At 60.3% G+C, this 24,925-nt stretch carries 23 protein-coding genes; 8 read left to right on the forward strand and 15 right to left on the reverse strand.

Annotation, left to right across the window (positions count from 1 at the left end; all coding sequences use genetic code 11):
• Window positions 1-96 precede the first annotated feature (96 nt).
• From U5768_RS03230 to U5768_RS03240, 3 genes are read left to right on the forward strand one after another with little or no spacing between them, the layout of a single operon-like run.
• Window positions 97-1,404 carry an NAD(P)/FAD-dependent oxidoreductase gene (locus tag U5768_RS03230; protein ID WP_322028925.1) on the forward strand — a complete coding sequence of 436 codons (1,308 nt, stop codon included), beginning with the start codon at window positions 97-99 and terminating at the stop codon, window positions 1,402-1,404.
• Window positions 1,401-2,210: a DUF1365 domain-containing protein gene (locus tag U5768_RS03235; RefSeq protein WP_322028926.1), complete on the forward strand. Its 810-nt coding sequence runs from the start codon at window positions 1,401-1,403 to the stop codon at window positions 2,208-2,210. The genes U5768_RS03230 and U5768_RS03235 overlap by 4 nt, the downstream gene beginning before the upstream one ends.
• On the forward strand, window positions 2,207-3,544 hold the full coding sequence (locus U5768_RS03240) for a cyclopropane-fatty-acyl-phospholipid synthase family protein (protein WP_322028927.1): 1,338 nt from the start codon (window positions 2,207-2,209) through the stop codon (window positions 3,542-3,544). The genes U5768_RS03235 and U5768_RS03240 overlap by 4 nt, the downstream gene beginning before the upstream one ends.
• Here the strand turns inward: U5768_RS03240 and U5768_RS03245 are convergent.
• Entirely contained in the window at window positions 3,526-4,227 is a 702-nt protein-coding gene (locus U5768_RS03245; protein ID WP_322028928.1) for a YoaK family protein, read from the reverse strand. The genes U5768_RS03240 and U5768_RS03245 overlap by 19 nt on opposite strands.
• 312 nt (window positions 4,228-4,539) lie before the next feature.
• Window positions 4,540-5,238 (reverse strand): FadR/GntR family transcriptional regulator, encoded by a 699-nt coding sequence (locus tag U5768_RS03250; RefSeq protein WP_322028929.1) that lies wholly within the window; start codon window positions 5,236-5,238, stop codon window positions 4,540-4,542.
• A 445-nt stretch (window positions 5,239-5,683) separates the two neighbouring features.
• Here U5768_RS03250 and U5768_RS03255 point away from each other — a divergent pair, with 445 nt between their 5' ends.
• From U5768_RS03255 to U5768_RS03275, 5 genes are all read left to right on the forward strand, one after another.
• Window positions 5,684-7,264, forward strand: a complete 1,581-nt coding sequence (locus U5768_RS03255) for a sugar ABC transporter ATP-binding protein (RefSeq protein WP_415913843.1) — start codon at window positions 5,684-5,686, stop codon at window positions 7,262-7,264.
• A complete protein-coding gene (locus U5768_RS03260; protein WP_322028931.1) occupies window positions 7,261-8,277 on the forward strand; it encodes an ABC transporter permease in 1,017 nt (338 codons plus the stop codon). Before U5768_RS03255 ends, U5768_RS03260 begins: the two co-directional genes overlap by 4 nt.
• Before the next feature lie 81 nt (window positions 8,278-8,358).
• Window positions 8,359-9,303, forward strand: coding sequence for an ABC transporter substrate-binding protein (locus tag U5768_RS03265; RefSeq protein WP_322028932.1), 945 nt, complete (start codon window positions 8,359-8,361; stop codon window positions 9,301-9,303).
• Window positions 9,304-9,428: 125 nt separating this feature from the next.
• Window positions 9,429-10,439, forward strand: coding sequence for a zinc-binding alcohol dehydrogenase family protein (locus tag U5768_RS03270; RefSeq protein WP_322028933.1), 1,011 nt, complete (start codon window positions 9,429-9,431; stop codon window positions 10,437-10,439).
• Between the two features lie 44 nt (window positions 10,440-10,483).
• The gene (locus U5768_RS03275) at window positions 10,484-11,647 is read left to right on the forward strand and encodes a mannitol dehydrogenase family protein (RefSeq protein WP_322029003.1); all 1,164 of its coding nucleotides are present in this window, start codon (window positions 10,484-10,486) and stop codon (window positions 11,645-11,647) included.
• 92 nt (window positions 11,648-11,739) lie between these two features.
• Here the strand turns inward: U5768_RS03275 and U5768_RS03280 are convergent, their stop codons facing one another.
• From U5768_RS03280 to U5768_RS03340, 13 genes are all read right to left on the reverse strand, one after another.
• Entirely contained in the window at window positions 11,740-12,192 is a 453-nt protein-coding gene (locus U5768_RS03280) for a MarR family winged helix-turn-helix transcriptional regulator (protein ID WP_322028934.1), read from the reverse strand.
• Window positions 12,193-12,212: 20 nt separating this feature from the next.
• On the reverse strand, window positions 12,213-14,108 hold the full coding sequence (locus U5768_RS03285) for an FAD-binding monooxygenase (RefSeq protein WP_322028935.1): 1,896 nt from the start codon (window positions 14,106-14,108) through the stop codon (window positions 12,213-12,215).
• A 134-nt stretch (window positions 14,109-14,242) separates the two neighbouring features.
• Window positions 14,243-14,719 carry a MarR family transcriptional regulator gene (locus tag U5768_RS03290; RefSeq protein ID WP_322028936.1) on the reverse strand — a complete coding sequence of 159 codons (477 nt, stop codon included), beginning with the start codon at window positions 14,717-14,719 and terminating at the stop codon, window positions 14,243-14,245.
• A gap of 52 nt (window positions 14,720-14,771) precedes the next feature.
• Window positions 14,772-14,981, reverse strand: a complete 210-nt coding sequence (locus U5768_RS03295; RefSeq protein ID WP_322028937.1) for a hypothetical protein — start codon at window positions 14,979-14,981, stop codon at window positions 14,772-14,774.
• Between the two features lie 18 nt (window positions 14,982-14,999).
• Window positions 15,000-16,355 carry an MFS transporter gene (locus U5768_RS03300; RefSeq protein WP_322028938.1) on the reverse strand — a complete coding sequence of 452 codons (1,356 nt, stop codon included), beginning with the start codon at window positions 16,353-16,355 and terminating at the stop codon, window positions 15,000-15,002.
• 240 nt (window positions 16,356-16,595) lie between these two features.
• A complete protein-coding gene (locus U5768_RS03305; RefSeq protein ID WP_322028939.1) occupies window positions 16,596-16,784 on the reverse strand; it encodes a hypothetical protein in 189 nt (62 codons plus the stop codon).
• Between the two features lie 11 nt (window positions 16,785-16,795).
• Entirely contained in the window at window positions 16,796-17,314 is a 519-nt protein-coding gene (locus U5768_RS03310; RefSeq protein WP_322028940.1) for a hypothetical protein, read from the reverse strand.
• Between the two features lie 102 nt (window positions 17,315-17,416).
• Window positions 17,417-18,589: a mandelate racemase/muconate lactonizing enzyme family protein gene (locus U5768_RS03315; protein ID WP_322028941.1), complete on the reverse strand. Its 1,173-nt coding sequence runs from the start codon at window positions 18,587-18,589 to the stop codon at window positions 17,417-17,419.
• A gap of 56 nt (window positions 18,590-18,645) precedes the next feature.
• Window positions 18,646-19,983 carry an MFS transporter gene (locus tag U5768_RS03320; RefSeq protein ID WP_322028942.1) on the reverse strand — a complete coding sequence of 446 codons (1,338 nt, stop codon included), beginning with the start codon at window positions 19,981-19,983 and terminating at the stop codon, window positions 18,646-18,648.
• A gap of 31 nt (window positions 19,984-20,014) precedes the next feature.
• Window positions 20,015-21,577 (reverse strand): FAD-dependent oxidoreductase, encoded by a 1,563-nt coding sequence (locus U5768_RS03325; RefSeq protein WP_322028943.1) that lies wholly within the window; start codon window positions 21,575-21,577, stop codon window positions 20,015-20,017.
• 50 nt (window positions 21,578-21,627) lie between these two features.
• Window positions 21,628-22,692: an aromatic ring-hydroxylating dioxygenase subunit alpha gene (locus U5768_RS03330; protein WP_322028944.1), complete on the reverse strand. Its 1,065-nt coding sequence runs from the start codon at window positions 22,690-22,692 to the stop codon at window positions 21,628-21,630.
• A 220-nt stretch (window positions 22,693-22,912) separates the two neighbouring features.
• Window positions 22,913-23,758 (reverse strand): amidohydrolase family protein, encoded by an 846-nt coding sequence (locus U5768_RS03335; RefSeq protein WP_322028945.1) that lies wholly within the window; start codon window positions 23,756-23,758, stop codon window positions 22,913-22,915.
• A gap of 44 nt (window positions 23,759-23,802) precedes the next feature.
• Complete coding sequence (locus U5768_RS03340) at window positions 23,803-24,906, reverse strand: zinc-binding dehydrogenase (RefSeq protein ID WP_322028946.1); 1,104 nt, start codon at window positions 24,904-24,906, stop codon at window positions 23,803-23,805.
• Window positions 24,907-24,925 lie beyond the last annotated feature (19 nt).

The raw sequence follows: 24,925 nt of genomic DNA on the forward strand, positions 1-24,925 counted from the left end.
GCATGCATCCGCGGCGGCACGCCGTCCGTATCTGCGCAAGAAAGGCCGCGACGCGCCTTAAGAACGACGACAGACAAACCAGGGAAAACGAACGACATGGAGCCTGAAACCGCCGCCTTGCCGCCCGGCCAGCGCGTGGCCGTCGTCGGCGCGGGCATTGCCGGGCTGGCGAGCGCCTATCTGCTCGCGCGCCGCCATCGCGTGACGCTCTTCGAGGCGCAGGCCGCGCCGGGCGGCCATGCGCACACCGTCGATGTTGCGCTCGACGGCAGGTGCCATCCCGTCGATACCGGCTTTCTCGTCTTCAACGACCGCACCTATCCAAATCTGGTCGCGCTGTTCGCTGAGCTGGGCGTGCGTGCGCATCGGAGCGATATGTCATTTTCCGTGTCCGTGGACGGCGGCGCGCTCGAGTGGGCGGGCACGAATCTGAATACCGTGTTCGCACAGCGCCGCAACGTCTTTTCGCCGACTTTCATCGGCATGCTGCGCGACCTCGTGCGCTTTAACGCGTGCGCTGAGCGCAACCTCGAGACGGCGCGGCGCGAACGTCTCTCGGTCGGCGAGCTGCTGACAGCGGGCGGTTACGGCTGGTCGTTCCAGCAGCACTACCTGCTGCCGATGGCCGCCGCGATCTGGTCAAGCGCCGCGCGCGACGTATTGCGCTTCCCCGCCGCGACCTTCTTGCGCTTCTGCCTCAATCACGCGCTGCTGCGGTTGAGCGACCGGCCGCCATGGAAGACCGTTGCAGGCGGTTCGCGCGACTATGTGAGGCGCATTGTCGATACGCTAGCCGAGGTTCGACTGAACACGCCGGTGCGCGCCGTAGTGCGTCGCGACGATGGCGTCGTCGTCGCGACCGACGCGGCGGGCGCGGAGCGCTTCGACGCCGTCGTGCTTGCGGTCCACGCGCCCACATCCCTCGCGCTGCTCGCCGATGCCGACGACACCGAACGCGAAGTGCTTGGCGCTGTGCGCTACCAGCGCAATGCGGCGCTACTGCACACGGACGCGGCGCTGCTGCCGCGCCGCCGCCGCGTGTGGTCGGCGTGGAACTATCTGAGCCGCGCGCCTCTGGGACGCGCGGACGGCCCGCAGCCCGTCTGTGTGAGCTATCTCATCAACCAGTTGCAGCCTCTGCCGTTTCGCACCCCGGTCGTGGTGACGCTCAACCCGATCGCCGAGCCGGCCCCACATACTGTGCTCGGCCGCTACGAGTACGAGCATCCACTGCTCGACCTCGCGGCCGTCGATGCGCAACAGCGCCTGCCCGCGCTACAGGGACGCCGCGCGACCTGGTTCGCGGGCGCGTGGACCGGCTATGGCTTTCACGAAGACGGACTGAAATCGGCGCTCAGTGTCGCGCGCGACTTCGGCGTGCTGCCGTCGTGGGCGAAGCCATGAAGCCCGACACCCCTTGCGCGCCGTTTGCTCGCGACGGCCATGCGGGCTATCTGCTCACGGGCCGCGTCGTGCACGAGCGCCTGCGGCCGCGGCGCCACGCGTTCGCGTATCCGATCTTCCAGGTCTGCTGTGATCTCGACCGTCTCGACGCGCTGGAACGCAGGTGGTTCGGCGTGCGCCGGCCGCGGCTGTTCGCGCTCGATACGCGCGATTACGGGCCACGCGATGGCAGCGCGCTCGCGCCGTGGATGCGCGCGCGCCTCGCCGAAGCCGGCATTCCCGCAGACGGCCCGATCTGGCTGCAAACCCTTCCGCGCATTTTCGGACACGCGTTCAACCCCGTGAGCTTCTGGTATTGCTACGACCGCGCGGGGCGCCTGCGCGCGCTCTATGCGGATGTGCACAACACCTTCGGCGCCCATCACGGCTATTTGCTCAGCGCACCGGATCACGCGCCGATCGGCGAGGCGATGGAACTGCGCTGCCGCAAGACCTTCCACGTGTCGCCGTTTTGCCGCGTCGAAGGTCACTACCTGTTCCGCGTGCGCCAGCACGGTGCGCACCTGACCACCGCCATCGACTATGCCGACGACCTCGGCGTTCTGCTGCGCACGGCAATCTCGATGCGCGCCGAACCGCTCGACGCGCGCCACGCGTTGTGCGCGCTCGCGCGCCACCCGCTCATCACGCCCGGCGTCGTGTTGCGGATTCACTGGCAGGCGCTGCGCCTGTGGCTCAAGCGCGTGCCTTTCTACGGCAAGAATCCTGCACCGGCTCGCCATTCCGATCACGAGGCCCGTTCATGAGGCTGCTTCGCTTGCCGACAGCCGTGCATCTGCCGATGCCGCTTGCCCCGCGCCTCTTTCTTGCGCTGCTGCGCAAGATCGGCCACGGCCATCTCGCGCTCACGACACCGGACGGCATGCAGCATCTCTTCGGCAATCCACAAGAGGCGCCTGCCGCGACGCTGCACATCCGGGACTGGCGCGCCTGCCGCGCGATCCTGCGCGCCGGCGACATCGGTTTCGCCGACGCGCTGCGCGCGAACTGGCTCGACTCGCCCGATCTCACCGCGCTCATGCGCCTCGCGATCCGCAACGAGTCCGCCGTCGCCACGACGATGCATGGCGTCCCGCTCGCGCGACTCTGGTATGCGCTGCGACATCGCCTGCGACGCAACACGCGTGCGGGCAGTCGCCGCAATATCTACGCACACTACGATCTCGGCAACGCGTTCTACGGGGCCTGGCTCGACGAGACGATGACCTATTCGAGCGCCTGGTTCGAAGGCGACTGGAACCGGCCGCTTGCCGAGGCGCAGCATGCGAAGTACCAGCGCATCATCGATACGCTCGAACTCGCGCCCGGCATGCGCGTCCTGGAAATCGGCTGCGGCTGGGGCGGATTCGCTTTGCATGCAGCGCGGCGCGGCATTTGCGTTCACGGCGTGACGATATCGCGGGAACAATATGCATGGGCGTCGGACTGTGTTCGCGCTGCGGGTCTTGAGGATCGCATCGAGATTGCGTTGTGCGACTACCGCCAGCTCGACGGCCAATACGACGCGATAGTCTCGATCGAGATGTTCGAGGCCGTGGGCGAGGCGTACTGGCCGCTCTATTTCGATACGCTACGGCGTTTGCTGAGACCCGGCGCGCGTGCACTGGTGCAGTCGATCACCATCGCGGACGCATTGTTCGAGCGTTATCGTTCGTCGAGCGACTTCATCCGCGAGATGATTTTCCCCGGTGGCATGCTGCCGTGTCCCCAACGACTCATCCACGCCGCGGGGCAAGCGCACCTCGAGGCATCAGCCGTGTTCGCGTTCGGACGTGATTACGCTCACACGCTCCGGCATTGGCGGGCGTCGTTCGAGAGCCATCTGGACTACGTGCGCGCGCTCGGTTTCGACGACGCCTTCATACGCATCTGGCGGCTGTATCTTGCGTATTGTGAAGCGGCGTTTGTCGAAGGGCGAATCGACGTCATGCATTTCATTTTGCGGGAGCTTGCCGCTCCATCGGGAAAAACGACTGCTAGCGGGACCGCGATGGTCAACGTCGATGCCGCCCGCATCAGCCCTGGGCTGGCGGACGACTTTTCGACGTCGGGATTTTCGCTTCATTGCCCCGCAATTTGAGAGCCGCGCTCGTCGTCGCGTCGGCGAACCAGCACGCCGATACGGACAAGCGCAGCAACAAGCAGCAGGACGGCGAGCCAGAGTGCACGGTCATGAAGCATCCGGGTTGTGAAAGCGCCGATCAAAGCACCCGCGAAAAAGCAGAAACTCGCCATGCCGAGCAACGAGGCGTCGTGCAGGGCGGTCCTGTCGTACCTGGGAATGAGCCCTTCGAGAAGCTTCTTGGCGGCTCGCCGCAGGTTGCCTGTGGTCATGACGGACGTATAGGCCAGCTTCTCGATATGCGTGAACGACAAGGTCTGCAAGGTGGCGACGAACGAAATGCCAGGAATGAGCCACACGTCCGAGTCCCCGAGCACACCACTCGCCGCCATGGCCAGAAAGACGATCTCCAGTAGCAGACAGACGAGCGCCGGACGACGGATCGATGGTGCGAATGCGTCCAGACGCAAAAGGTGGACGACAAATACCGCGAACACAAAGGCGATCAACGGCGGGATATGACGCCCCGCCTGAACCCACTGTCCTGTTGCAGTCTGAATGCCGAGCAGCGCGACGTTCCCCGTCATCGTATTGGCGAACACGCCACCGTGCCCGACATAGGTGAAGGCGTCCAGAAAACCTCCCGATAAAGTCAGCATTGCAGCCACTTCGCGACTTCGGCTTGCGGCATCAAAGTCCATCTCATCGATTCCAGATTTAACTTGATATTCCGAATATACCCGTTGCGGGGACACACGCAACCCTCTGTCCGGAGTCGAAAAGAATGAAGAATGATGCTCACATGAACGGATTTTCCGGAGGCCAGGATCTATGCCCGGATAGCGTTGAACAAGCAGCGGCAATTGATAATGATGGCACATCAATCAAATCAAAAATCGCACTTATCGTTTCATTGCTTCCGCGTACTCATGCGCACGCCGCGGGCATTCCAGTCGGCGCCCAGCATCCGAGGAAACAAAGGCCCTGCTCGTGGAACGTCGAAGCGTCTGGTCTCAGCCGCCCTCGATCCATCGCGTAGCCGACGCCTTGAGATGGCTGCGGATCGCCGACTGCGCCGCTAACGGATCGCGGTCTTCCAGCGCACGATAGATCGCCTCATGCTCTGCAAGCGCCGCCACCCAGGTCTGGCGCGTCTCCGCATGCCCACTCAGGCGCGTGGCGATCGGGCTGTGCCGTTCGTCGAAAAGTTCGGCCACCAACCGGACCAGCACCGAGTTGCCGCTCATCTCAGCGATACACACATGGAATGCGCGATCGTGGGCAAGCGGCGAACGCCCCTCGCTGATGTTCTCGCGCATCGCGTCCAGCGTCCCACGCAAGCGCGCCAGCGCTTCAGTCGTAGTCAGCGCCGCAGCCAGCACCACGACCGCCCCCTCCAGCACCGAGCGGGCCTGCATCAGCTCGGACGGACTTTCGCCCAGGCCCGCGGGCACGCTGGCCGGGCGGTTCGGCACCCGGCAAACGTAGACACCCGACCCCTGGCGAATTTCGACTGCTCCAGATATTTCGAGAGCGATCAAGGCCTCCCGCACTGACGGCCGTGACACGCCCAGTTGCTGCGCGAGGTCACGCTCAGGCGGCAACCGCGAGCCCGGCGCAAAGCCGCCTGACTGAATCAGTGCGCGAATCTGGTCGGCGATCTGCTGGTACAGGCGCCTGCTCTCAATCTGCTTGAGTGGGCTGCTTGGCAAATGTCTTCTCCAGCGGCGTCGCCTGGCAGAGGCAACGCGCGAATTGGTCTGGCCACCTTAAATTTCCAACAGCTATCCGATTATAAACCAGTCAGGATTAGCCAGACTACCGCATCCCCCAGCGAGGTAGGCGAACGGAACAGAACCGACTGGATGGGAATGCCGTTCAACGCTACACGCACAGCAAATTGATAAAGTGGCTTGACCAATTAGATCGGTCTGCCTATGCTCAATTACGCGCTTCCCGTTCGCGTTCGCGGCAGTTATGGCATCGATCCGCGAGGAATCCTGTATCGCGCCCGCCCCCTCGACGGAGTGACGAATGGAGACAGACTTGCTCGAATTTCCAGGCCAGAGCGGTCCGCGCGACAGCTTTTGCGCACAATTGGAGTCGACTCGAGCGGTTGCGCGGCGGGGATCGCCGGCCGTGAAGCCGGCCAACGCGGTGAGCAAGCCGGTTGCGGGCATACCGCACGGTGCAACGCCCGCATGCGGCGAGACCGAACTGCTCCGTATGAGTCATGTCACCAAACGGTTTCCCGGCGTACTCGCCCTCGACGACGTCAGCTTCGATCTGAGACGTGGCGAGGTCCACTCCATATGCGGGGAGAACGGCGCGGGCAAGTCGACGTTGATGAAAATCATCAGCGGCCAGTATCTTCCCGACGAAGGAACTCTCGTCTACAAAGGCTTCGAACGCCACTTCGCCTCATCGCTCGAAGCCCAGGCCGCCGGAATCGCCATCATCCACCAGGAACTCAACCTGGTGCCCCATCTTTCCGTGGCGGAGAACATCTTTCTTGCACGCGAACCACGCCGTGCATTCTTTATCGATCGCAGGCGTCTACGCGCCGATGCACAACGTTGCCTGAACCGGCTTGGCATCGACATCGATCCAGGGGCGCTCGTACGCACGCTGTCCGTCGCGCAGCGGCAAATGGTGGAAATCGCCCGAGCGCTGTCGCTGGACGCCGAAGTATTGATCATGGACGAACCGACCTCATCGCTCACGGATGCGGAAACCGGCCAGCTCTTCAGGAGCATCCATGAACTCAAGCAGGGCGGCGTCGGCATTATTTATATCTCGCACCGGCTTGATGAATTGACCGGGATCACCGATCGCGTCACGGTGATGCGCGACGGACGATACATCTCGACCGACATGTTTCGCGACACCACGATCAACCAGATAGTCGCCCGGATGGTCGGCCGCTCGCTTGAGCACACCTTTCCCCCGCGCACCTCGGTGCCGTCAAGCGAGGTTCTGCTACAGGTGGAACAACTGACACGGGTGAACGTGTTCGGGCCCGTCAGTTTCGCGTTGCGGCGCGGCGAAATCCTTGGCTTCGCGGGCCTGATCGGCGCCGGACGCACCGAAGTCGCCCGCGCGATATTCGGCGCCGACCCACTGGACGACGGCACCGTGCGCTTCGGCAACGAGACCCTCACGATCCGCTCGCCGGTCGACGCAATCCGGCATGGTATTGCCTATCTGTCGGAGGACCGCAAGGCCACGGGTCTGGCGGTCAACATGCCGGTTGCGAGCAACATTACGCTCGCACACATGCAAGCCGTATCGAATCGCTTCGGCCTTATCCGCTTCGCTGAAGAAGACGCGGTCGCGCGGGACTATGTCGAGAAGCTGGCCATCCGCACGCCAGGCGTGAGGCAGATCGCCCGCAACCTCTCGGGCGGCAACCAGCAGAAGGTCGTCATCAGCAAGTGGTTGTTCCGCAATTCGCGGGTGCTGTTCTTCGATGAGCCCACGCGCGGCATCGACGTCGGCGCCAAATATGCGATCTATGAACTGCTCGACAGACTTGCCGCGCAGGGCGTCGGCGTCGTCATGATCAGTTCGGAACTGCCCGAGATACTGGGCATGACCGACCGCGTCGCCGTCTTCCACGAGGGACAACTCGCGACCATTCTGGATACCCGTCAAACCACCCAGGAAGAAATCATGCATTACGCCTCGGGTCGACCCGTCAGGGACGATTCGCCGGACCGAACGGAAGACTCGCCATGAGCACGATCACCCGCCCCGCCCCCTCTGTCGTCAACGAACGGCGTAAGGATCTGATCCAGAAGTTCGCCGCGTTCGGCAGCCTGATCGTCATGATCGTGGTCTTCTCCTGCACGAGCGCGGCGTTCCATACGCTCGACAACGCCATGACCGTTGCGCTGCAAGTGACTTCGATCGCCTATCTGGGTGTTGCCGCAACCTGCGTGATCATCACGGGCGGGATCGACCTTTCGGTCGGCTCGGTGCTTGCGTTGTCCGGCGTGGTCGCGGCGCTCGCCGTAAAGGCGGGCGCGCCGGTCACCGTCGGCATGCTGCTGGGCATCGTCGTCGGCGCATTGTGCGGCGCGGTCAACGGGTTGTGTGTGACGCGCATGCGTCTACCGCCATTTATCGCCACGCTCGGCATGATGCTGGTAGCGCGCGGCATCGCACTTCAGAGCACCGGTGCGCGACCGGTATCGGGCCTCGGCGAAGCATTCGGTGTGCTCGGCAACGGCGCGCTGCTGCGGATGGAGACGATTGGCGCCGACGGCTTTCCCGACGTGGTATTTCCCGGAATCCCCTATCCGGTCTTGCTGATGATCGTCATTGCCGTTGCGGTGTCGTTGATGTTGAGCCGCACCACGCTTGGCCGGCACATCTATGCCGTCGGGTCAAACCCGGAAGCCGCGAGGCTGTCCGGCGTCAACGTCGCGCGCGTGACGATGTTTGCCTATGTGTTGTCCGGCGCACTCGCCGGCGTCACGGGCTGCGTGCTGATGTCGCGCCTGATGACCGCGCAGCCGAATGAAGGCGTGATGTACGAACTCGACGCGATCGCAAGTGCCGTGATCGGAGGCACGTCGCTGATGGGCGGAGTCGGCACGATCTCGGGCACGGCTATCGGCGCATTCGTGATCGGCATCCTGCGCAATGGGCTGAACATGAATGGAGTATCCAGTTTCATTCAGCAGATCATCATCGGCCTGGTCATTCTGGGCACTGTCTGGATCGACCAGATCCGCAACCGCCGGTGAGACGCATCGACGTTCTGCGCCGCATGCACGCCACACCGGAAAGTCGACGTACGACAACAAAATCTCCTTAGGAGTAGAGACATGCGCACCTTCCAGTTGAGCCTGCTGGCCGCTACCCTGGCGCTGACCACCATCCTTGCCCATGCCGCCGGTGGCGAAATCGCCGTCATCGTCAAAACCTCGAATTCCAACTATTGGCAGAACGTCCAGAAAGGCGCGAATGCGGCCATGAGCGATGCCAGGGGCTATACGATGACATTCCAGGGTCCGGCGACCGAAACGGCGATTGCCGATGAAGTCAACATGGTCGAAAACGCGGTGAATCGCAAGGTAGCCGGCATCGTGCTCGCACCATCCGATCCCGATGCGCTGGTTCCCGCGGTCAGGAAGGCATGGGAGGCGCACATCCCGGTCGTCGTCATCGACTCGGCACTGGCCGACTCGGGCAAGCAGTATTACCAGTCGTTTCTCTCGACCGACAACAAGAAGGCCGGCGAGTTATGTGCGAAGGCCTTGATCGATCGAGTGGGCCCGACAGGCAAGATCGCCATCATGTCGTATGTTGCCGGCGCCGGTTCGGAGATCGGGCGCGTGGGCGGCTTTCGCGATTACCTGAAGGCGCACTCACAACTTCAGGTGATCGGGCCGTTCTACTCGAACTCGCAGATGGCGACCGCGCTGAACCAGACCACGGACACGCTTAGCGCCAATCCGGACCTCAAGGGCATCTTCGGCGCGAACGAACCGACAGCAGTCGGCATGGGCCGTGCGCTCGAGCAGTCGGGCAAGGCGGGAAAGATAGTCGCGATCGGCTTCGACGGCAATCAGGACCTGCAAGGCTTTATCAAGAACGGCACGCTGGCGGCTACCGCCGTGCAGGGGTCATACCAGATGGGTGACCTTGGCGTGAAAACGGTAATCAGCCTGATCGAGAAAAAGCCCGTGCCAAAGAATCTGGACACCGGTGTCGTGATCGTGACGAAGGACAACATCGACCAGCCCGTTGCGAAGAACGTGCTGTACTGATGAAGAGGACGGGCCCACGGATCTGACGGGGCGATGCGCATGGCCCGCGTGCCCCTCCTCACTCGTTCAATGGTAGTGCGGCATCATATTGCGCCGTCCGGTAACGGCGGCCGGCAAGGATTGTCATGCTTACAGTGATATGCGAGACACCCGGCAAACTAAGCGCCCTGAAGCGATCGAAACCGGTGCCCCGGGAAAGTGAGGTGCTGGTGCGTGTGAAACGCGTGGGCGTGTGCGGGACCGACCTGCATATCTTTGCCGGCAATCAGCCGTATCTGGCTTATCCGCGCGTAATGGGCCACGAGCTGTCGGGGCTCGTCGAACAGGCGCCCGTGGACAGTGGGCTGGCCGCAGGCGATCCAGTTTACGTGATGCCTTACATGTCGTGCGGGCAATGTCTCGCATGCCGTCGCGGCAAGACCAACTGTTGCATGAACATTCAGGTACTCGGGGTGCATCGCGACGGCGCATTCACCGAATACCTGAGCGTGCCCGCCCAGTTCGTGCACAAGGTCGATGGCCTTACACTCGACCAGGCAGCGATGATTGAATTCCTTGCAATCGGGGCGCACGCGGCGCGGCGCGGCGAAGTGAAAAAAGGCGAGCGCGTACTCGTCGTGGGAGCGGGACCGATCGGCATGGCAACGCTCATGTTTTCGAAGCTTCGCGGCGCAACGGTGACCGCGCTCGACGTGCGTGCTGACCGGCTCGCGTTCTGCGCGAAGCAACTCGGCGTCGCCCAAACGGTACAAATCGGCGAGGACGACAAGGCACGGCTCTCCGCGCTCACGGACGGTGACTTCTTCGACGTGGTGTTCGACGCAACCGGCAATCACAGGGCGATGGAGCGCGGCTTCGATTTCGTCGCCCACGGCGGCCGGTATGTGCTCGTGTCAATCGTAGCCGGCAACATTTCGTTCTCGGACCCCGAGTTCCACAAACGTGAGGCTACGCTGCTCGGCAGCCGCAACGCGACCTCCGAAGATTTCGATACGGTCGTCGAAGCGATGCGCTCGGGACGCATCCCGGACAAGGCGCTCAATACGCATCGTCTCGCGCTCGCCGACGTGCCGTCCAGATTTGCTGCACTCCTGGACCCGGCCGCCGGCGTCGTCAAAGCCATAGTGGAATGCTGAGCATGGCCGGATTCAGTGCAGGTTTCGACAAGCGGCCCGAGCCTTTGACACAGCCGATCCTGCAGTTCGGCACAAGCCGTTTCCTCCAGGCGCACGTCGATCTGTTCATATCGCAGGCGCTCGAGTCGGGCAATGCGCTCGGCGGTATCGCCGTTGTGCAGACAACCGACAGCGCGGACAGCGCCGCGCGGATCACTGCGCTTGCCAGCGGGCGCGGCTATCCCGTCCGGATACGCGGACGCCTGCGAGGCGAGACGGTCGACGAAACGCTCACCGGATCCGCAATCCGCCAGGCGGTGCAGGCACGAACCGACTGGGCGAGAATCCGCGAAGCCGTCTGCGGTCCGGTACAGATCATTGTTTCGAACACCGGAGATCGTGGCTATGAGCTTGACGAACGCGATGAAGCCGGGCGTGTGACCGCTCCCGCGTATGTCCCGCACAGCTTTCCAGCCAAGCTGCTGGCCCTGCTGTATGCGCGATGGCAGACCCAGCCAGGCGCTCCGCTGTCCCTCTTTCCGTGCGAACTGATAGAGCGCAATGGCGACACGCTACGGGCAATCCTGGTGAGACTCGCGTCGCAATGGCAATTGTCCGGTGATTTCGTTCGATACCTGAGCGAGCATTGCGTGTGGGCCAATTCACTGGTCGACCGGATCGTGTCCGAAGCGATTGTCCCCGTCGGAGCGGTCGCCGAGCCTTACTCGCTCTGGGCAATCGAAGCGCAGCCGCAATTGCGCATGCCATGCGTGCATCCATCGATCGTGCTCACAGACGATCTGAAGCATTTTGAGCAGCTCAAGCTGTTCGTACTGAACCTCGGGCACACCTATCTCGCCGAATGCTGGTTGCGCGACGCCCGGGCCCCGGACGAGACGGTCTGCCACGCGATGATGGACGATGCCCTGCGTGCCGAACTCGAAGCAGTCTGGATGGACGAAGTGATACCGGTATTTGAGGCGCTTGGAAAACGCGACGAAGCGCTCGCATACCGGGATGAGGTACGTGAGCGCTTCCTCAACCCTTTTCTTCATCACCGCATTGCCGATATCGCGCAGAATCACGCTCAGAAAAAGCAGCGCCGAATCGTGCCGTTGCTGCGACTCGCCGCCTCTCTCACGCAACGCGCCGGTGTCTGCATCGATCAGGTGCGCCTCAAGTCAGCGGTTCAATGCCTTGCGCCGTCTGCGACTGATGACCAGGCTTGAGGGGACGAGGGGCGATGGACGCCAAGGGGCAGCGCCTCAAGCTCCAGTTGTACCGGTGCAGCGGCAAGGATAAAAACGCCTTGCGTCCCGAATTACTCCAGCGGCGGCAACAACGCCAAAAGCAGGCGCCGCAACTCCAGACGCTCGCTCACATTCAGCCTTGCAGTCAGAATGTGCTCAACCTCCTCGACACGCGGACGCAAGATCGCGAGTTGCTTCTTTCCGGCCGCGGTCAGGAAGAGCACATAACTGCGCTTGTCGAGGGGATCGTCAGACCGCCGAACAAGACCGTTGCGAACCATACGCGCGACGAGGTCGGCGATGGTCGAGCGGTCCACATCGAGATCGTCCCCGAGCTGCCGCTGATTAATCCCCGGCTTTTCCAGCAGGATTTCGAGCGCCGCGTACTGCACGCTCGTGATCTCCGCTGAGACTTCGCTCAGCCATACCGCGACGTGACGCTGCTGAGCGCGGCGCACGAGGCTGCCGGTAAATTTTGCGAGGGCCTCGGGGTTCCCTGCGGCCTTGTCGGATTTCGTCGCCAATTTGCAGTGCCGTGAAGGTTTCAGCGAATGCGGAATATCGGCCGGAAAAAGGCGCGCAGTTCCGCGTAGGCGTCCAGTGGCAGAATATGTGCGACGTATTGGTCTGGTCGAACCACCACGAGCGCACCGCGTTCGCGGTCAATGCCGCGCGCGTCGAAGATATCAGCCGACGCGTCGCTCGTAAATGCTTTCTCATAGTCAACGAGACCGTAACGTCCCTTTCGCGGCAGCAGGAGATCGGGCAGCGATTCCACACGCACTTCGCGATGCGGCTGCTGCAACACCGCGCGCAGATCGAGCACGCTGTCGATATCCGCGCCCTTCGGCGTGGCAAGTCGGAGCACCGAATCGGGCGACGAGAGGAGATGCTCGCACAGCGCGTTTAGCGCTTGCCCGCGTGCGTCTGCGAACGCGTAGAGCCGCCAACGCCCGTCCGCACGCGCGGCGTGGCCGAGATGGACGGGCTTGGCGTCCGCGAGGCGAATCACGGGGGCGGAATGAAACCGCGTGCCGATCACGAAGCCGCTGGCGAGCCGCTGATACGTTGCATCGCCCGTGAGCGCGCCGGGCCGGTAACGCGTGGCGACACCCGCCGTATATCGGCCCGCGCGCACGAAATACGCCTGCAATTCGGCGGGATCGACGCCGCCCGCCTCCGGACGGTTCGGGTCCTTTGGCGGCGCGGCCATCATCGCCGACCACTCCTTGTCGAAGTCGATCAACTCTTGCGCTATGGGTTGGCGCTCGTCGGAATACGTACGCAGCAGATCCGCATCGCTGCGCCCTTCCAGCACTGCCCCAAGCTTCCAGCCAAGATTGAAGCCGTCCTGCATCGACACATTCATGCCCTGCCCGGCCTTCGCGCTATGCGTGTGACAGGCGTCGCCGGCGATGAACACGCGAGGTTCGCGTGAGGTCGCGTCGGCCGCGAGAGCGTCGTCGAAGCGATCCGTCAAACGCTGTCCCACTTCATACACCGAGAACCATGCGATCTCCTTCACATCGAGCGTATAAGGCTGCAGAATCCGCTGTGCAGTTTCGATGATGCGATCGACCGAGGTCTGCTTGATGGTATCGCGATTCTCTGGCGTGACCTCGCCGAGATCGACGTAGAAACGCACGAGATAACCGCCCTCGCGTGGAATGATGAGCAGATTGCCCTTGCTCGCCGATTGAATTGCCGCTTTAAGCCGGATGTCCGGAAAGTCGGTGACGGCAAGCGCGTCCATTACGCCCCATGCATGATTCGCAGCGTCGCCTCGCAGCGTTTGCCCGATGGACGTACGCACGCGGCTACGCGCGCCGTCGCATCCCACCACATAGCGAGCGCGCACGACCACCGTTTCGCCCTCTCGCGCTTCATCCGTGCGGCGCAGAGTGACGCGCACGGGATATTCACCCTCGTCTTCGCGCACGAGATCGACAAGTTCGAGCCCATAGTCAGGTTCGAGGCGATGCGAGGAGCCGCGCATCACATCGAGCAGATAATCCTGAATGCGCGCCTGATTGACGATGACGTGCGGAAACTCGGACAAACCTGTTTCGGTATCCTGAACACGACCGGTACGCTTGATCGTGCCCCGGTCAAGTGCGTCGGGGCGCCAGAACACCGTTTCGTTGACCCAGTAGGCCTCGCGCAGCAGGCGATCGCTGAGCCCGAACGCTTCGAACATTTCGACGGTCCGACAGGCTACGCCATCTGCCTGCCCCATCTGCAACGGCCCGTTGCGGCGTTCGACCACGCGCGTTTTGATGGTCGGGAATTGCGAAAGCTGTGCCGCGAGCACGAGCCCCGCCGGACCGCTCCCGACGATCAGCACGTCGACAGTGTCGGACGTCGGGCCGTGAGGGGCGTCTTCCGCCGCTGGCTCGATCATCGGATTGCCAGCGCGGAAACCGTTGAGATGGAATTGCATGATGTCTTCCTCCATTCGGTGCATATCGTCGTGACGGCAAATATACTCCGTGTACCAACTATTTTGAAGCACTTCGGGGTAGCGTTGATGTTTACCCTGATTTCCCGTGCTCAGCCGGGGGCCTCCGCTTGTTATCAATCGGCCGCGTGCGCGCCATTCGCAACAATGCGACGAAGCATGTCATCAAGACATCTCAGCTCGTCCTCACTGAACCCGTTCAGAGCACAATCCATCGCGAGCGCAAAAACGGCCTGCGCACGTGCAGCCAACGCCTGCCCTTCGGGCGTCAACATCAATCGCGCGGTCCTTCGGTCGCGGCCACTGCGGTCGCGGATAACCAATCGGCGCTTCTCGAGGCGATCTATTAACCGCGTTGCAGCGCTTGCATCGAAGTGACATTCTCGCGCCAGCTCCGAAGCCAGGCGCAGCCTGCCGCGGCTCAACATCAGCAGGACAACGCCTTGCGTGGCAGTTATTCCCATCGCTCCCAGAGCATGGCGGTTGACCAGGTTACTAACGTTTAACTGGACCCGTACAGAAAGATAGCTGATACATTCACATAAATGAAAAGCCTCGTCCCCGGACTGATCTGAGACCTGAAAATTCATCATTTTTTAGGTGGATACCGAAGAGTAGTGGCCTGTGAATGCAGTTCAATTAAATTCAATCAAATGGGTTGCCGGCGCTCCGCCCCATGAATGGACTATTTCTGTTGGCATCAGGTCCGAGGTGCTCTTCGACAACGTCTAACCGAAAATCAGACGCAGTCGCGTATGAAACATGAGAAGTAACCGTTGCATCGTTCGCGCCAAAATACTCGCCCAAGTCTCGACCATAGTCGTTGCCGATAGATGGCTTAATTCCATTAGTCATCGTACTTTCCTCGTACACTCATCGCAGCTCGGAACCTTCATCCGCCGGAAGACGGATGAAGGCGACCACAGACAGCAAACTCAAGGCCCCAACGAGAAAGAATGCGATCTGGAAATCCCTCGTCGTCAGGTTCTCCGCGCTATGCCCGTGAATCTGCGCAGTGACCGACAAGCAAAGCGCACACAGGGCCACACCGAAACTCATTGTGGTTTGCTGCATCATCGTCGACAGCGCTGTTGCCTTGCTCAGAATGGCCTTCGGTATGCCGCAAAATCCAACCGTATTCATTGCGACCATTCCTGAAGAATTAGCGATTCCCGCCACGAATAGCACAACGTACATCAGGTAAATCGACATTCCGCGCGAAAACAGGCCAAAGACCGCGAAAGCAGCACCGGACAATACCGTCGCAGCAATCATAAGAAGCTTGAATCCGAATTTGCTGATAGCGCGCCGCATGATTGGTCGAATCGCGAAGGCACCTATGGAGAGCCATGCAGTCGCCAATCCAGACTGAACAGGCGTGAATCCAACGCCGACCTGCAATAGCAGTGGAACGAAGACAGGGGCAGCACCAACTACTATCCTTAACGGCACACCACCTAGATTGGCAATACTGAACGCCTTGTACCTAAAGATACCAAGCGGGATGATGACGCCGGTACGATTTCTGCCATAAATCCAGTAGCAAATCGACGCGACGATACCCATGCCCATGATGAGAACTGTAGCGTTCCAAGGAACCAGGTTGCGCCCGATAGTTTCCAATCCGCAGACCATCCCGGAAAGCCCAATTGCCACCAGAACGAAACCCGCGATGTCAAATCGTTCCTTTTTCTCAGATTTCGAATCTGGCACGAACTTGAGTGCCAACAAGATCCCCAAAACGCCGAAAGGGATATTGAGCAAGAATATCCAGCGCCACGATGCCAGCGTGACGATAAAACCGCCGAGAAGCGGTCCCAGCACACGACCAATGGTCCCCGGCACTGTAAACCACAGCATAGCCATTACAAGCTGCCCAGGCGGGATGCTGCGCAAGAGGATCAACCGTCCAACCGGCACCATCATCGCGCCACCGAGGCCTTGCAATATCCGGAACAGAACGATTTGAGTGATGGATGTTGCCGCTCCGCACAGTGCCGATGCGAGCGAGAATATCGCGATTGCCGAGCAGAAAACGCGGCGGGTTCCAAAGCGATCCGTGAGCCATCCGCTCGCAGGTAGAAACAGCGCCAGACTCAGTAGATACGCGGTAATGGCGAAGTTCAGGCGCAGTATCTCGACGTTCAGCGACACCGCAATCGACTGAAGCGCCGTTCCCAGTATCGATGTGTCGACTGCCTGTAAAAACATCGGCACGGCCACGATCATCGGTATCAGGCGCGTGTTCCGGGAGCAAGATTCCAATTTGACATCTTTCCCTGGCCTAATGGTTACATTTTCGTCAATCACCGAATTACCTGGCTCGTTGCTATATGACGCCGGCAGATAGCGAGGAATTCAGCAATCGTAGCTACGAAAGAATTGCTGCGATGTTGTGCATGCCAGGCACGCGTTAAAGGAGCCGGGAGCGTTTTCTCCAGACTCCTTTCGCTATAGCCAAATAGTGTGCTACGCCTCGCCTCTGATCTTGTCGCGGATAAGAACGAAGATGAAGAGCAGCCATGAAATGCCGAGGCCGAAGTAGTCGAAGTTGCGCAGCGGACGGAAATCCGCCCACCCCCAACCCGTCGAACCGTCGATGGCCAGCAGCGTCAGTGCGATACAGATACCGACCGCGATCCATGTGTTCCTTTTCATGCTGATGCTCCTTAAGCGGTTTCTTTATCTTCGACGGACACGCCGACAAGGCTCGGCCTGGTGTTAAGCAGACCACCTTTACCCTTTAACTGGAAACCATTCCAGCCGTCCCACGGCCACATCGGATTCAAGCTCGGACGGAAGCACGCCGCCATGTAGCCGCTATACGCGAGCAGCAGCAAACCGTTCATCAGCAGCTCCTGAGGACCCGAGAACAACTGACGCGGCGTGGCCGAGATGAACGTATTCAGCCAAAAAATCGTGACCGTGGTCGGCATTTCGAGAATGAGCGTCAGAAACACAAAACGGTTTGTCAGAAGCAGCAAACCGTAAATGGCCTCCATGTATTTGACCCAGTGATACATACCGATCGCGTCGGCGCCAGCCAGATATTGACCAGCAAGACCCGGAACCATTGGCACATAACCGTCGATAACGAATCGAATGCCGGAGAAGAAGAGGTGCGCGCCGAAATAAAGGCGAAGCCACGTAATGACGTACTTCCATGGGGAAGAGTTAGCGCTTTGCATGGGGAAATTTCCAAAAGAATTTAATACAATAGTACAACTAAATATGTCTTCACCAGACATATCCCGAGGATGGTGGCCGAGGCCACCGCACTCAACCAGCGATTACGCCTCGACAACCCGATGCTGTTGGCCCGGCGTATGAATCCTGGTCAGTAATTCGCGGTTCAATTCGAAACCGAATCCAGCACCTTCGCCCGGATAGGCAAAGCCGCGGCTAAAGCGCTGGCCACCAATCGCCAGATCCTGATCGACCGGGATATCGTCACTGTTCCATGCCGCGTGAATTGCGAGCGGCCCCATACTCTCACTCATGTACTGGCATGCCCAGTCGTTCGCGACCATGAGATGCGTACCCGGCCCGGATTCGACGCCCGAGCCGATCAAAGTGCTGAAAAACACGGGAATGTCATACATGCGGCATACGGTCAGGAATCGCTGTGCCTTGAGCAACCCACCCACCTTCTGAATCTTGAGAACAACGCCATCGGCAGAGCGACGTTCTGCGATTTCCCGAAGATCGCCCAACTCCTGGGCGCCCTCGTCCGCGTATATCGGCGTATTAATACGCTCACGCAGTTTGGCCAGGCTGTCGCGGTATTGATGCGCCAGTGGCTGTTCCATGAACGCGAGGTTGTATTGGTCGAGGCGTTTCATGGTCGTCAACGCCTGCTCGTAATTCCATGAACCGTTCGCGTCGAGAGTGATCCTGGCATCCGGTCCGAGCGCCGCACGCACTTCGCGGACTGTAGCCACGTCGTTGTCGAATGTATGGCGGCCGACTTTTAGCTTGAACGCCGAGAATCCATTGTCGCGAACCTGAATTGCCAGTTCCGCGACCTTTTCGGGCTCGCCTGCCGACAGGACCCAACCAAGCGGGACCTTCTCCCGAGTGCGGCCGCCCAACAGACTGTAGACCGGCACGCCCAATGACTTACCCTTGAGGTCATGCAGCGCGCAGTCGACGAGTGCCTTCGCCTGATTGTTGTCGCGGGCGAGTTGATCCATCATGCCCACGATCTTCTCGATATTATCCGGAGCTTCGCCCAGCAGGATTCGCGGTGCGAAAACATCGGAAATCATCGCCATCATGGATGCCTGACTTTCCCCGCGATACCACGACGATGTATCGCCCGATTCCGCATAGCCGACGAGACCGTTGTCAGCCGTAATCGCCAGGAGAAGCGTATTCAGGCAAGTGATCGTGACATTGGGAAGCTTGATCGGCTTCTTCAGCGGCATCGAAATCGGAATGCACTCAACGCGGGTAATCTTCACTTGATTTAAACCTGTTAAGAATTCGAAGGATGGCTGGCCAATAATGATGACCCCGGTTATTGCACAACCGGCCGACGCAATGCACCGCAGACGCGGATTAGCAGAATCACGGCCAGTGCGACTGAAACCACGTAGCAGATAACGAACGAGATGCCAAGGGCATTCGGACCTTCGAAGAATTTAGCGACGATGGCTACCACGGTGGGGCCAAGCGCCAATCCCACGAGATTCGTGATCAAGTAATACAGGGCGGTGATCTTGCCCATCATGTTACCCGGCGTGAAGTTGGCATTCGTTGCGCCGCCTGCCACCGCGAACATCGCAAACATGAACATCTGGATGAAGTAGAGGACCATACCCGCACTCAGGGTGTGGACGAGCGGAAAACATCCCGTTGCGATTGCCGCAATTGTGGTTGTCACCGCCGCGACTCGAACGGGCGCATCGATCATCCCGCGCTTACGAAGCCGATCCGCGATACTGCCGCAAATCAGGAGACCGAGCGGCGAAGCGAGCAATGCAACGCCGCCGATTGCCTTGCCGATTTCCGGCCGCGCAATATGCAGAGTGCGCGCGATGATTTCCGGAAGCCATGCTATCTGTGAACCAATAGCAATGCCGTATAGACAAATCGCGGTCCACAGTTGCACGTACACGCCGCGATTCTTCCATACGAAGCACATAGTCTGCTTGTACGTCACCTCGGAAATATCGGACTGAAAGCGACGAGCCGGTTCGCGCAGCAGCCAAAGCAGTATTGCGAACGGAATCCCGATCATGCCTGGAACCAGCAGCACAAAGTGCCACGGCTTCATGCCACCGACAAAAGGCAGGTTAGCGAATGCGCCTGCCGATGCCTCCTTCAACAGCACGGCACCGAGCGCCAGGGACAAACCGGTGCCCAACATCGGGCCGATATTGTAGACACCGAAAGCAATACTGCGACGGTGCGGCGGAAACGCGTCACGAATCATCGACTGCGATCCGGGGGCCAGCGCCGATTCCCCGACACCCAGACCCACGCGGGAAACGAATAGCTGGAGATAGGTCGTGCTCAGACCACAGAGTATCTGAACGACCGACCATGCCATGATCGCACCGCCGAGAAGCGTCTTACGCGGGTACTTGTCGACCAGTATGCCCATCGGAATACTGAGAGCGCTATACAGCAGCATGAAAGAAAGCCCGAGCAACAAGCTGACCTGAAGATCCGAGATTCCGAGGTCTTCCTTGATCGGTCCGACGACGAGAGCCAGCGCGCCCCGATCGATAAAAGAGATGACATACGTGGCTGTCAAAACGATAAGCATCCACCATGCACCTTTGGAAGTCTTTAGATCTTCCACGCCGTCGGCAGGTGCCGACTTCGTTTGCAATTCTGCAGTCTCGCTCACAGTGTCTCCTTGAATTTTTCCGCGTAGCGGTTTAGCGGCTTTCCAGCGCTTCAGTGTCGGCGAGCGCGGTCTTTGCCGCGGTCACGCCAGACACGATGAATTCAGCGATGTCGCCCATCGAGTTGTAATACGGACCCCATAACGACCCGCACTCCCCGATCGCATAAAGACCGGCAATCGGCTTGTTCTGGTGATCGAGAACACGCTGACCTGCGTCGTGCTTCGGACCGCCATGCGTGTTCAAATAGGTCGGCAGCATCGGCCCGATCGCGTAGTACGGGCCTTCCTCGTTGAGCGGCACGAGAAATGTCTCGCGACCGCAATCCGGATCGACGTTGTTGCGGCACTGCTCGTTGTAACGCTCGACCGTCTCGCGAAGCGCAGCCGGATCGAGGTGGCCGGCCTTGCACACGCCCTGGATTTCCGGCCACCGACACTTCAACGCCAATTCTTCGAGCGTATCGGCCTTCACGATCAGGCCTTCTTCCAGTTCCTTTAGGTTGTCTTGCGACCATGGCGGCACGCGTGAATTCAGCGTCGTCATTGCCGCACCACCGGCGCGGACCTTCTCGTCGAAGATGTGGAATGCCGGCACGTTCGTAAATTCCGGGACGCCCGTCGTCGTTGCCAGCCATGTATCGCGGTTTGCCAATCCATGTTGAACAACCGAGGTATCTACCGTTTCGTTATGAAAGCGCTTCGCCTGCCGGTTCACCCACAACAAACTGCCGCCGTCCTTGAAGGCGCCGTTCTTGTAGCCGAAGCCGGCGATCTTGTTCAGATCGTACGTTACATAGACGTAACCTTCCTTCGTCTTGATGCCCATGTTGAGCGGGCCGGCGACGGCGTTCATATGCCAAAGTTGCGCGCCTGCTTCCTGCGCCATACGAATGCCGTCGCCGGTCAGATTCGGGCTGCCAAGGAAGTAGATCGGGCAAGCAGTCAGGAACTGCTTGCACATGGCATCGTCGGCCTCAAAACCGCCGCTGGCCAACACCACTGCCTTGCGAGCGCGAACAGCAATCGTCTTGCCATCACGTTCGGCTTCAACACCGAGAATCCGCTTCGTCACAGGGTGTTGAACCAGCGAGGTAACGCGTGTATTGCACTGGACGCGCGCCCCAGCCTTCTCCGCTTGTGCGGAGATCGCATTCCAGAGGCCCGCACCGCCCGGTGCGGCCACGACGCTCATACCCTTGATGCTTTCCCCGCCCGGCGCGCCGGGAAATTCGGGGAAAAATCCCGGCGCCGAGAACGGCTGCGGGTTGTCCTTGAGCGGCAATTCCAGTTTGTGCTGCCACGCCGGTATGTCTTTCAGACTCGATACGAAATGGCGAAGAACGCTTTCATCTGTTTGGCCTGCGCACAGCCAGTTCAGATATTTGAACGACGCTTCTTCATCCACGGAGGTCATGATCAGACCACCCGCGACACAGACCGAGTTGCCGCCGCCCTGCGCGCCCTTCTCGAGAACCAGCACGTCGGCCCCCTGTTGAGCGGCTTCGAATGCGAATACCGCGCCTGCGCCGCCGTAGCCGACAACAACCATATCGGCTTGCCCATCCCATTGCGGCTCGGTCCAGTTCAATTCCATCTTCGTCTTTCCGTGTGTCTGAGAAAACATACCAGCGTCGTGCAATCGACCTAGGCGGCGGACGCGGCGGCGTCGCGTTCAGCCGCCTCCGCCGCGCGAAGACCGTTATAGATTTCGTTGTAACGCAGCACTGGCTGATCCATCACGAGCATGATCATCTTGCGATCGGGCACTTTAGAAATCGTTGCCTGCTGCGTCTCGATGATTGCCTTGTCTTCGGCAAACGCTGCTTCGGCGATCGAGAAAGCGTGATCCGCCAGATTCGCGTGCTCATGATCCGGACCGAAGTTGTAGAAGAACATCGATTCCGTATCGTTGATCGGCGTGATCATCTGGCACGTGCAGCGGCGGAAAATAGGCTGTTCCGCCGGCTTGCCGTCAACCAGACGATCTTGAACGCCCGGCGCGTAGGAATGGATCTTGAGGATGAAGACGCCCGGCACCAGGAAAGTGCTCACCACGTTATCGTCGGAGGGTACATCACCGAAGTAGGGATTCGACTGACGACCCAGGTGCCAGCGGTCAGCAACGACGCCACGCTCGATCGTGTCGATGCCGCGTTTTGCTTCGCCCTCCTTCTGAATCTTGAGCGAAACCTTGTTGTTCGCTCCAAACGTCGCTTCGTGAACATAGGGCGCGTGCGAAAGATCGAGCAGGTTATCCGCGACGATTTCCGCATTGCCCTTCCACACCTTCTTCGAGCATTTCATCGCGAAGGTCGCACTGTCCGGACCTTCTATCGGAGGAATCAGCGCGGGATCGGCCTTCGCGGCGTCGCCCATCCACACCCATGCGGCGCCGTGCTTCTCTTCGATCGGGTAGCTGCGAACGCAGACCTTCGACGAGATGCGATCGGTACCCGGAATTTCCGTGCAGCGTCCATCAGCGGCGAATTTCAGGCCGTGGTACATGCAGCGCAGTTCGTCGCCTTCCTTACGGCCGACCGACAGCGGAACGAGGCGATGCGGGCACAGGTCTTCGAGCGCCACGAGCGTGCCGTCTTCCTTGCGATAGAGCGCGAGCGCCTCGTTCATCACCGTGAACGGGACGATATCGGTAGCCGGGAACTCGCTCGACCATCCGATCATGTACCAGCAATTGCGGAGGAATTTCATCTTCACTCTCCTGAGAAAGGAATCGGGAACCGAAAGATCGACAATGCAGTGGGGCGCCACCGCCTTCCCGGACTCGACCGACTCAGCATCCTAAATAGTATTTAATTAAGTATTCTTGAGAATCATATCCCGTTGCTCCACGCGACATGACTCGGGATTACCCTCGAAATACAGGAAAACGGCGTTTATAAGTGGAGCGCTCTGTACGCTCGCCACCTGACTAGCTGAAGTAGACGCGTTCAGCCGTGCTATGCAGGACCTTCTGCTGATCTTCAGCCGACAGCGTGGCCACGGAGTCTCTCGCCATCCGAACCATGTCCTTGTACTCGCCCTTCGACTGAGCGATGTCCGATCCCCACATCACGCGATCGGCGCCAAACGAGCGCACCACACGCTCGACAACCGGCGCGGATGGCAAGTCGAGCGCATTCAGCTTGCCGAGGTTGATCATGGAGTACAGCAGGAAGACGTTCGGGCGATCCACGAACTTGAGCAGTGCCTCGTCCACGCCATAATCGGGTTCCGCCCCTTCAACGACGATATTCGAGAAGTGATCGAGAATGACCGGTGTATTCGGGAACGCATTGACGACGTCCTGAAGCGCTTCGAGTGCAGCCAGCCGGTTCCAGCGGTAGAAGTGCAGGCGCACCGAGCCGCCGAGGTCCGTTACCGCGGCCCACGCCCGACGCGCTTGCGTTGAAGCGAACCAACTGCAGTCCGCACCTTTCTTCGGCTCGGTCAGACGAATGCCGACCGACCCGCGCTCGCCGACCCAGTATTTCACCGTTTCCTCGACGTTCGGCGCCAGTGCGTCGATCATGCACAGCGAACGCAGACGATTCGGATATCTCTGTGCGGAATCCACGACGTAGTCGTTGTGAAAGCCATAGAGGTGCGCACGTTGGACCGCGAGCGCCTTATCGATGCCAAATTCATCGAGCAGCTCGACGAGGCGCTCGGCCGTTACGGGCTTGTCGAATGCGTTGTCTTCGAGAACGCCGCTCAGCGGCGAGGGCGGATACTTCTCGCGGTCGGTCGAAATCAGGTGTGCGTGGCTGTCAATCATTACGTTGCCTCTATAAAATTCAGTTTAGCCAGCGGTATGCGGCGTTATTTCCAGGGATCCACGCACACGTGGATCGCGCCTTGAATTCCCCGGCCCGCGGTGGCCAGAATCGCGTCGTGAACCTGCGCCAGGCCGAATGTGTGCGAGCAAACTTCGTCGATCGGATAGCGGCCCGAGCCGATATAGCGCAGCGCCAGTTCGACCGCCGCGTAGCTGCGGCCACGCGGTGCGCGAACAGTCAGATAGCGCTTCTTGATCTCGCCGATGGGAACGTGCTGCTCAAGGCCGTTCAGGCTCAAACAGGCGCCCTTTGCGGCCAGTGCGATCGACTGTTTGACGATCTCGCCCTTGGGGTCGCCGGTCGTATCGACTACGACGTCCACGCCGCGCCCCTTCGTGATACGCATCACTTCGGCTTCGAGGTCCTGCGCTTCGACGTTGATTGCGTAGTCGGCGCCCAGGCGCAGCGACAGATCGAGGCGGCGTTGATCGCGTGTCATGCCGGCGAGAATCACCGTGTACGAGCCCGCAGCCTTGGCAGCCAGTACGCAGCCCAGACCCTGCTGACCCGGTCCCCACACGAGGACAACCTTGCCCGGGCCGGCGCCGCCGTCGACACAAGCCCACTGCACGCCGTTGCCGAACGGCACGGCCAACGTTGCGTGCGTGGCGGGCATGTCTTGCGCAATCTTGTGCATCACCGTGTTCAGCGGCAGATGCATATACTGCGCATAGCCTCCCCACAGGTGCGGCGGCTTGTTCGCGGTGGACATACCGAATCGATCGGTATTCAGGCGGTCTTTCACGTTGAAGAAGTCAACTTCCATGCACAGACGGAAATCGCCCTTCATGCACCATTCGCAATTCCAGCACGGCAGATATTCGTGGAGGGCAACGCGGTCGCCAGGCTTGACGCCCCAGCGCTTCGCCGCGACTTCGCCGACTTCTTCGATAGTGCCGACGTTTTCGTGGCCCATGATGACCGGAACGTGACCGGCCTTGCGGTACAACTCAGGGTCGCTGCCGCCGACGCCGCTGGCTTCGATGCGCAGAATTCCGGTTTCAGGCTTGACGGCCGGAAAATCGAATTCACGGATTTCCGTGGTTTCGATATCTGTCTTGACCGCGGCCAGTACCTTTTTTGTCATGTGTTGTCTCCTGCTCGTT

Origin of the sequence: Paraburkholderia sp. J76, assembly GCF_905220295.1 — a bacterium.
In the GTDB taxonomy this organism is placed as follows: Bacteria; Pseudomonadota; Gammaproteobacteria; order Burkholderiales; family Burkholderiaceae; genus Paraburkholderia.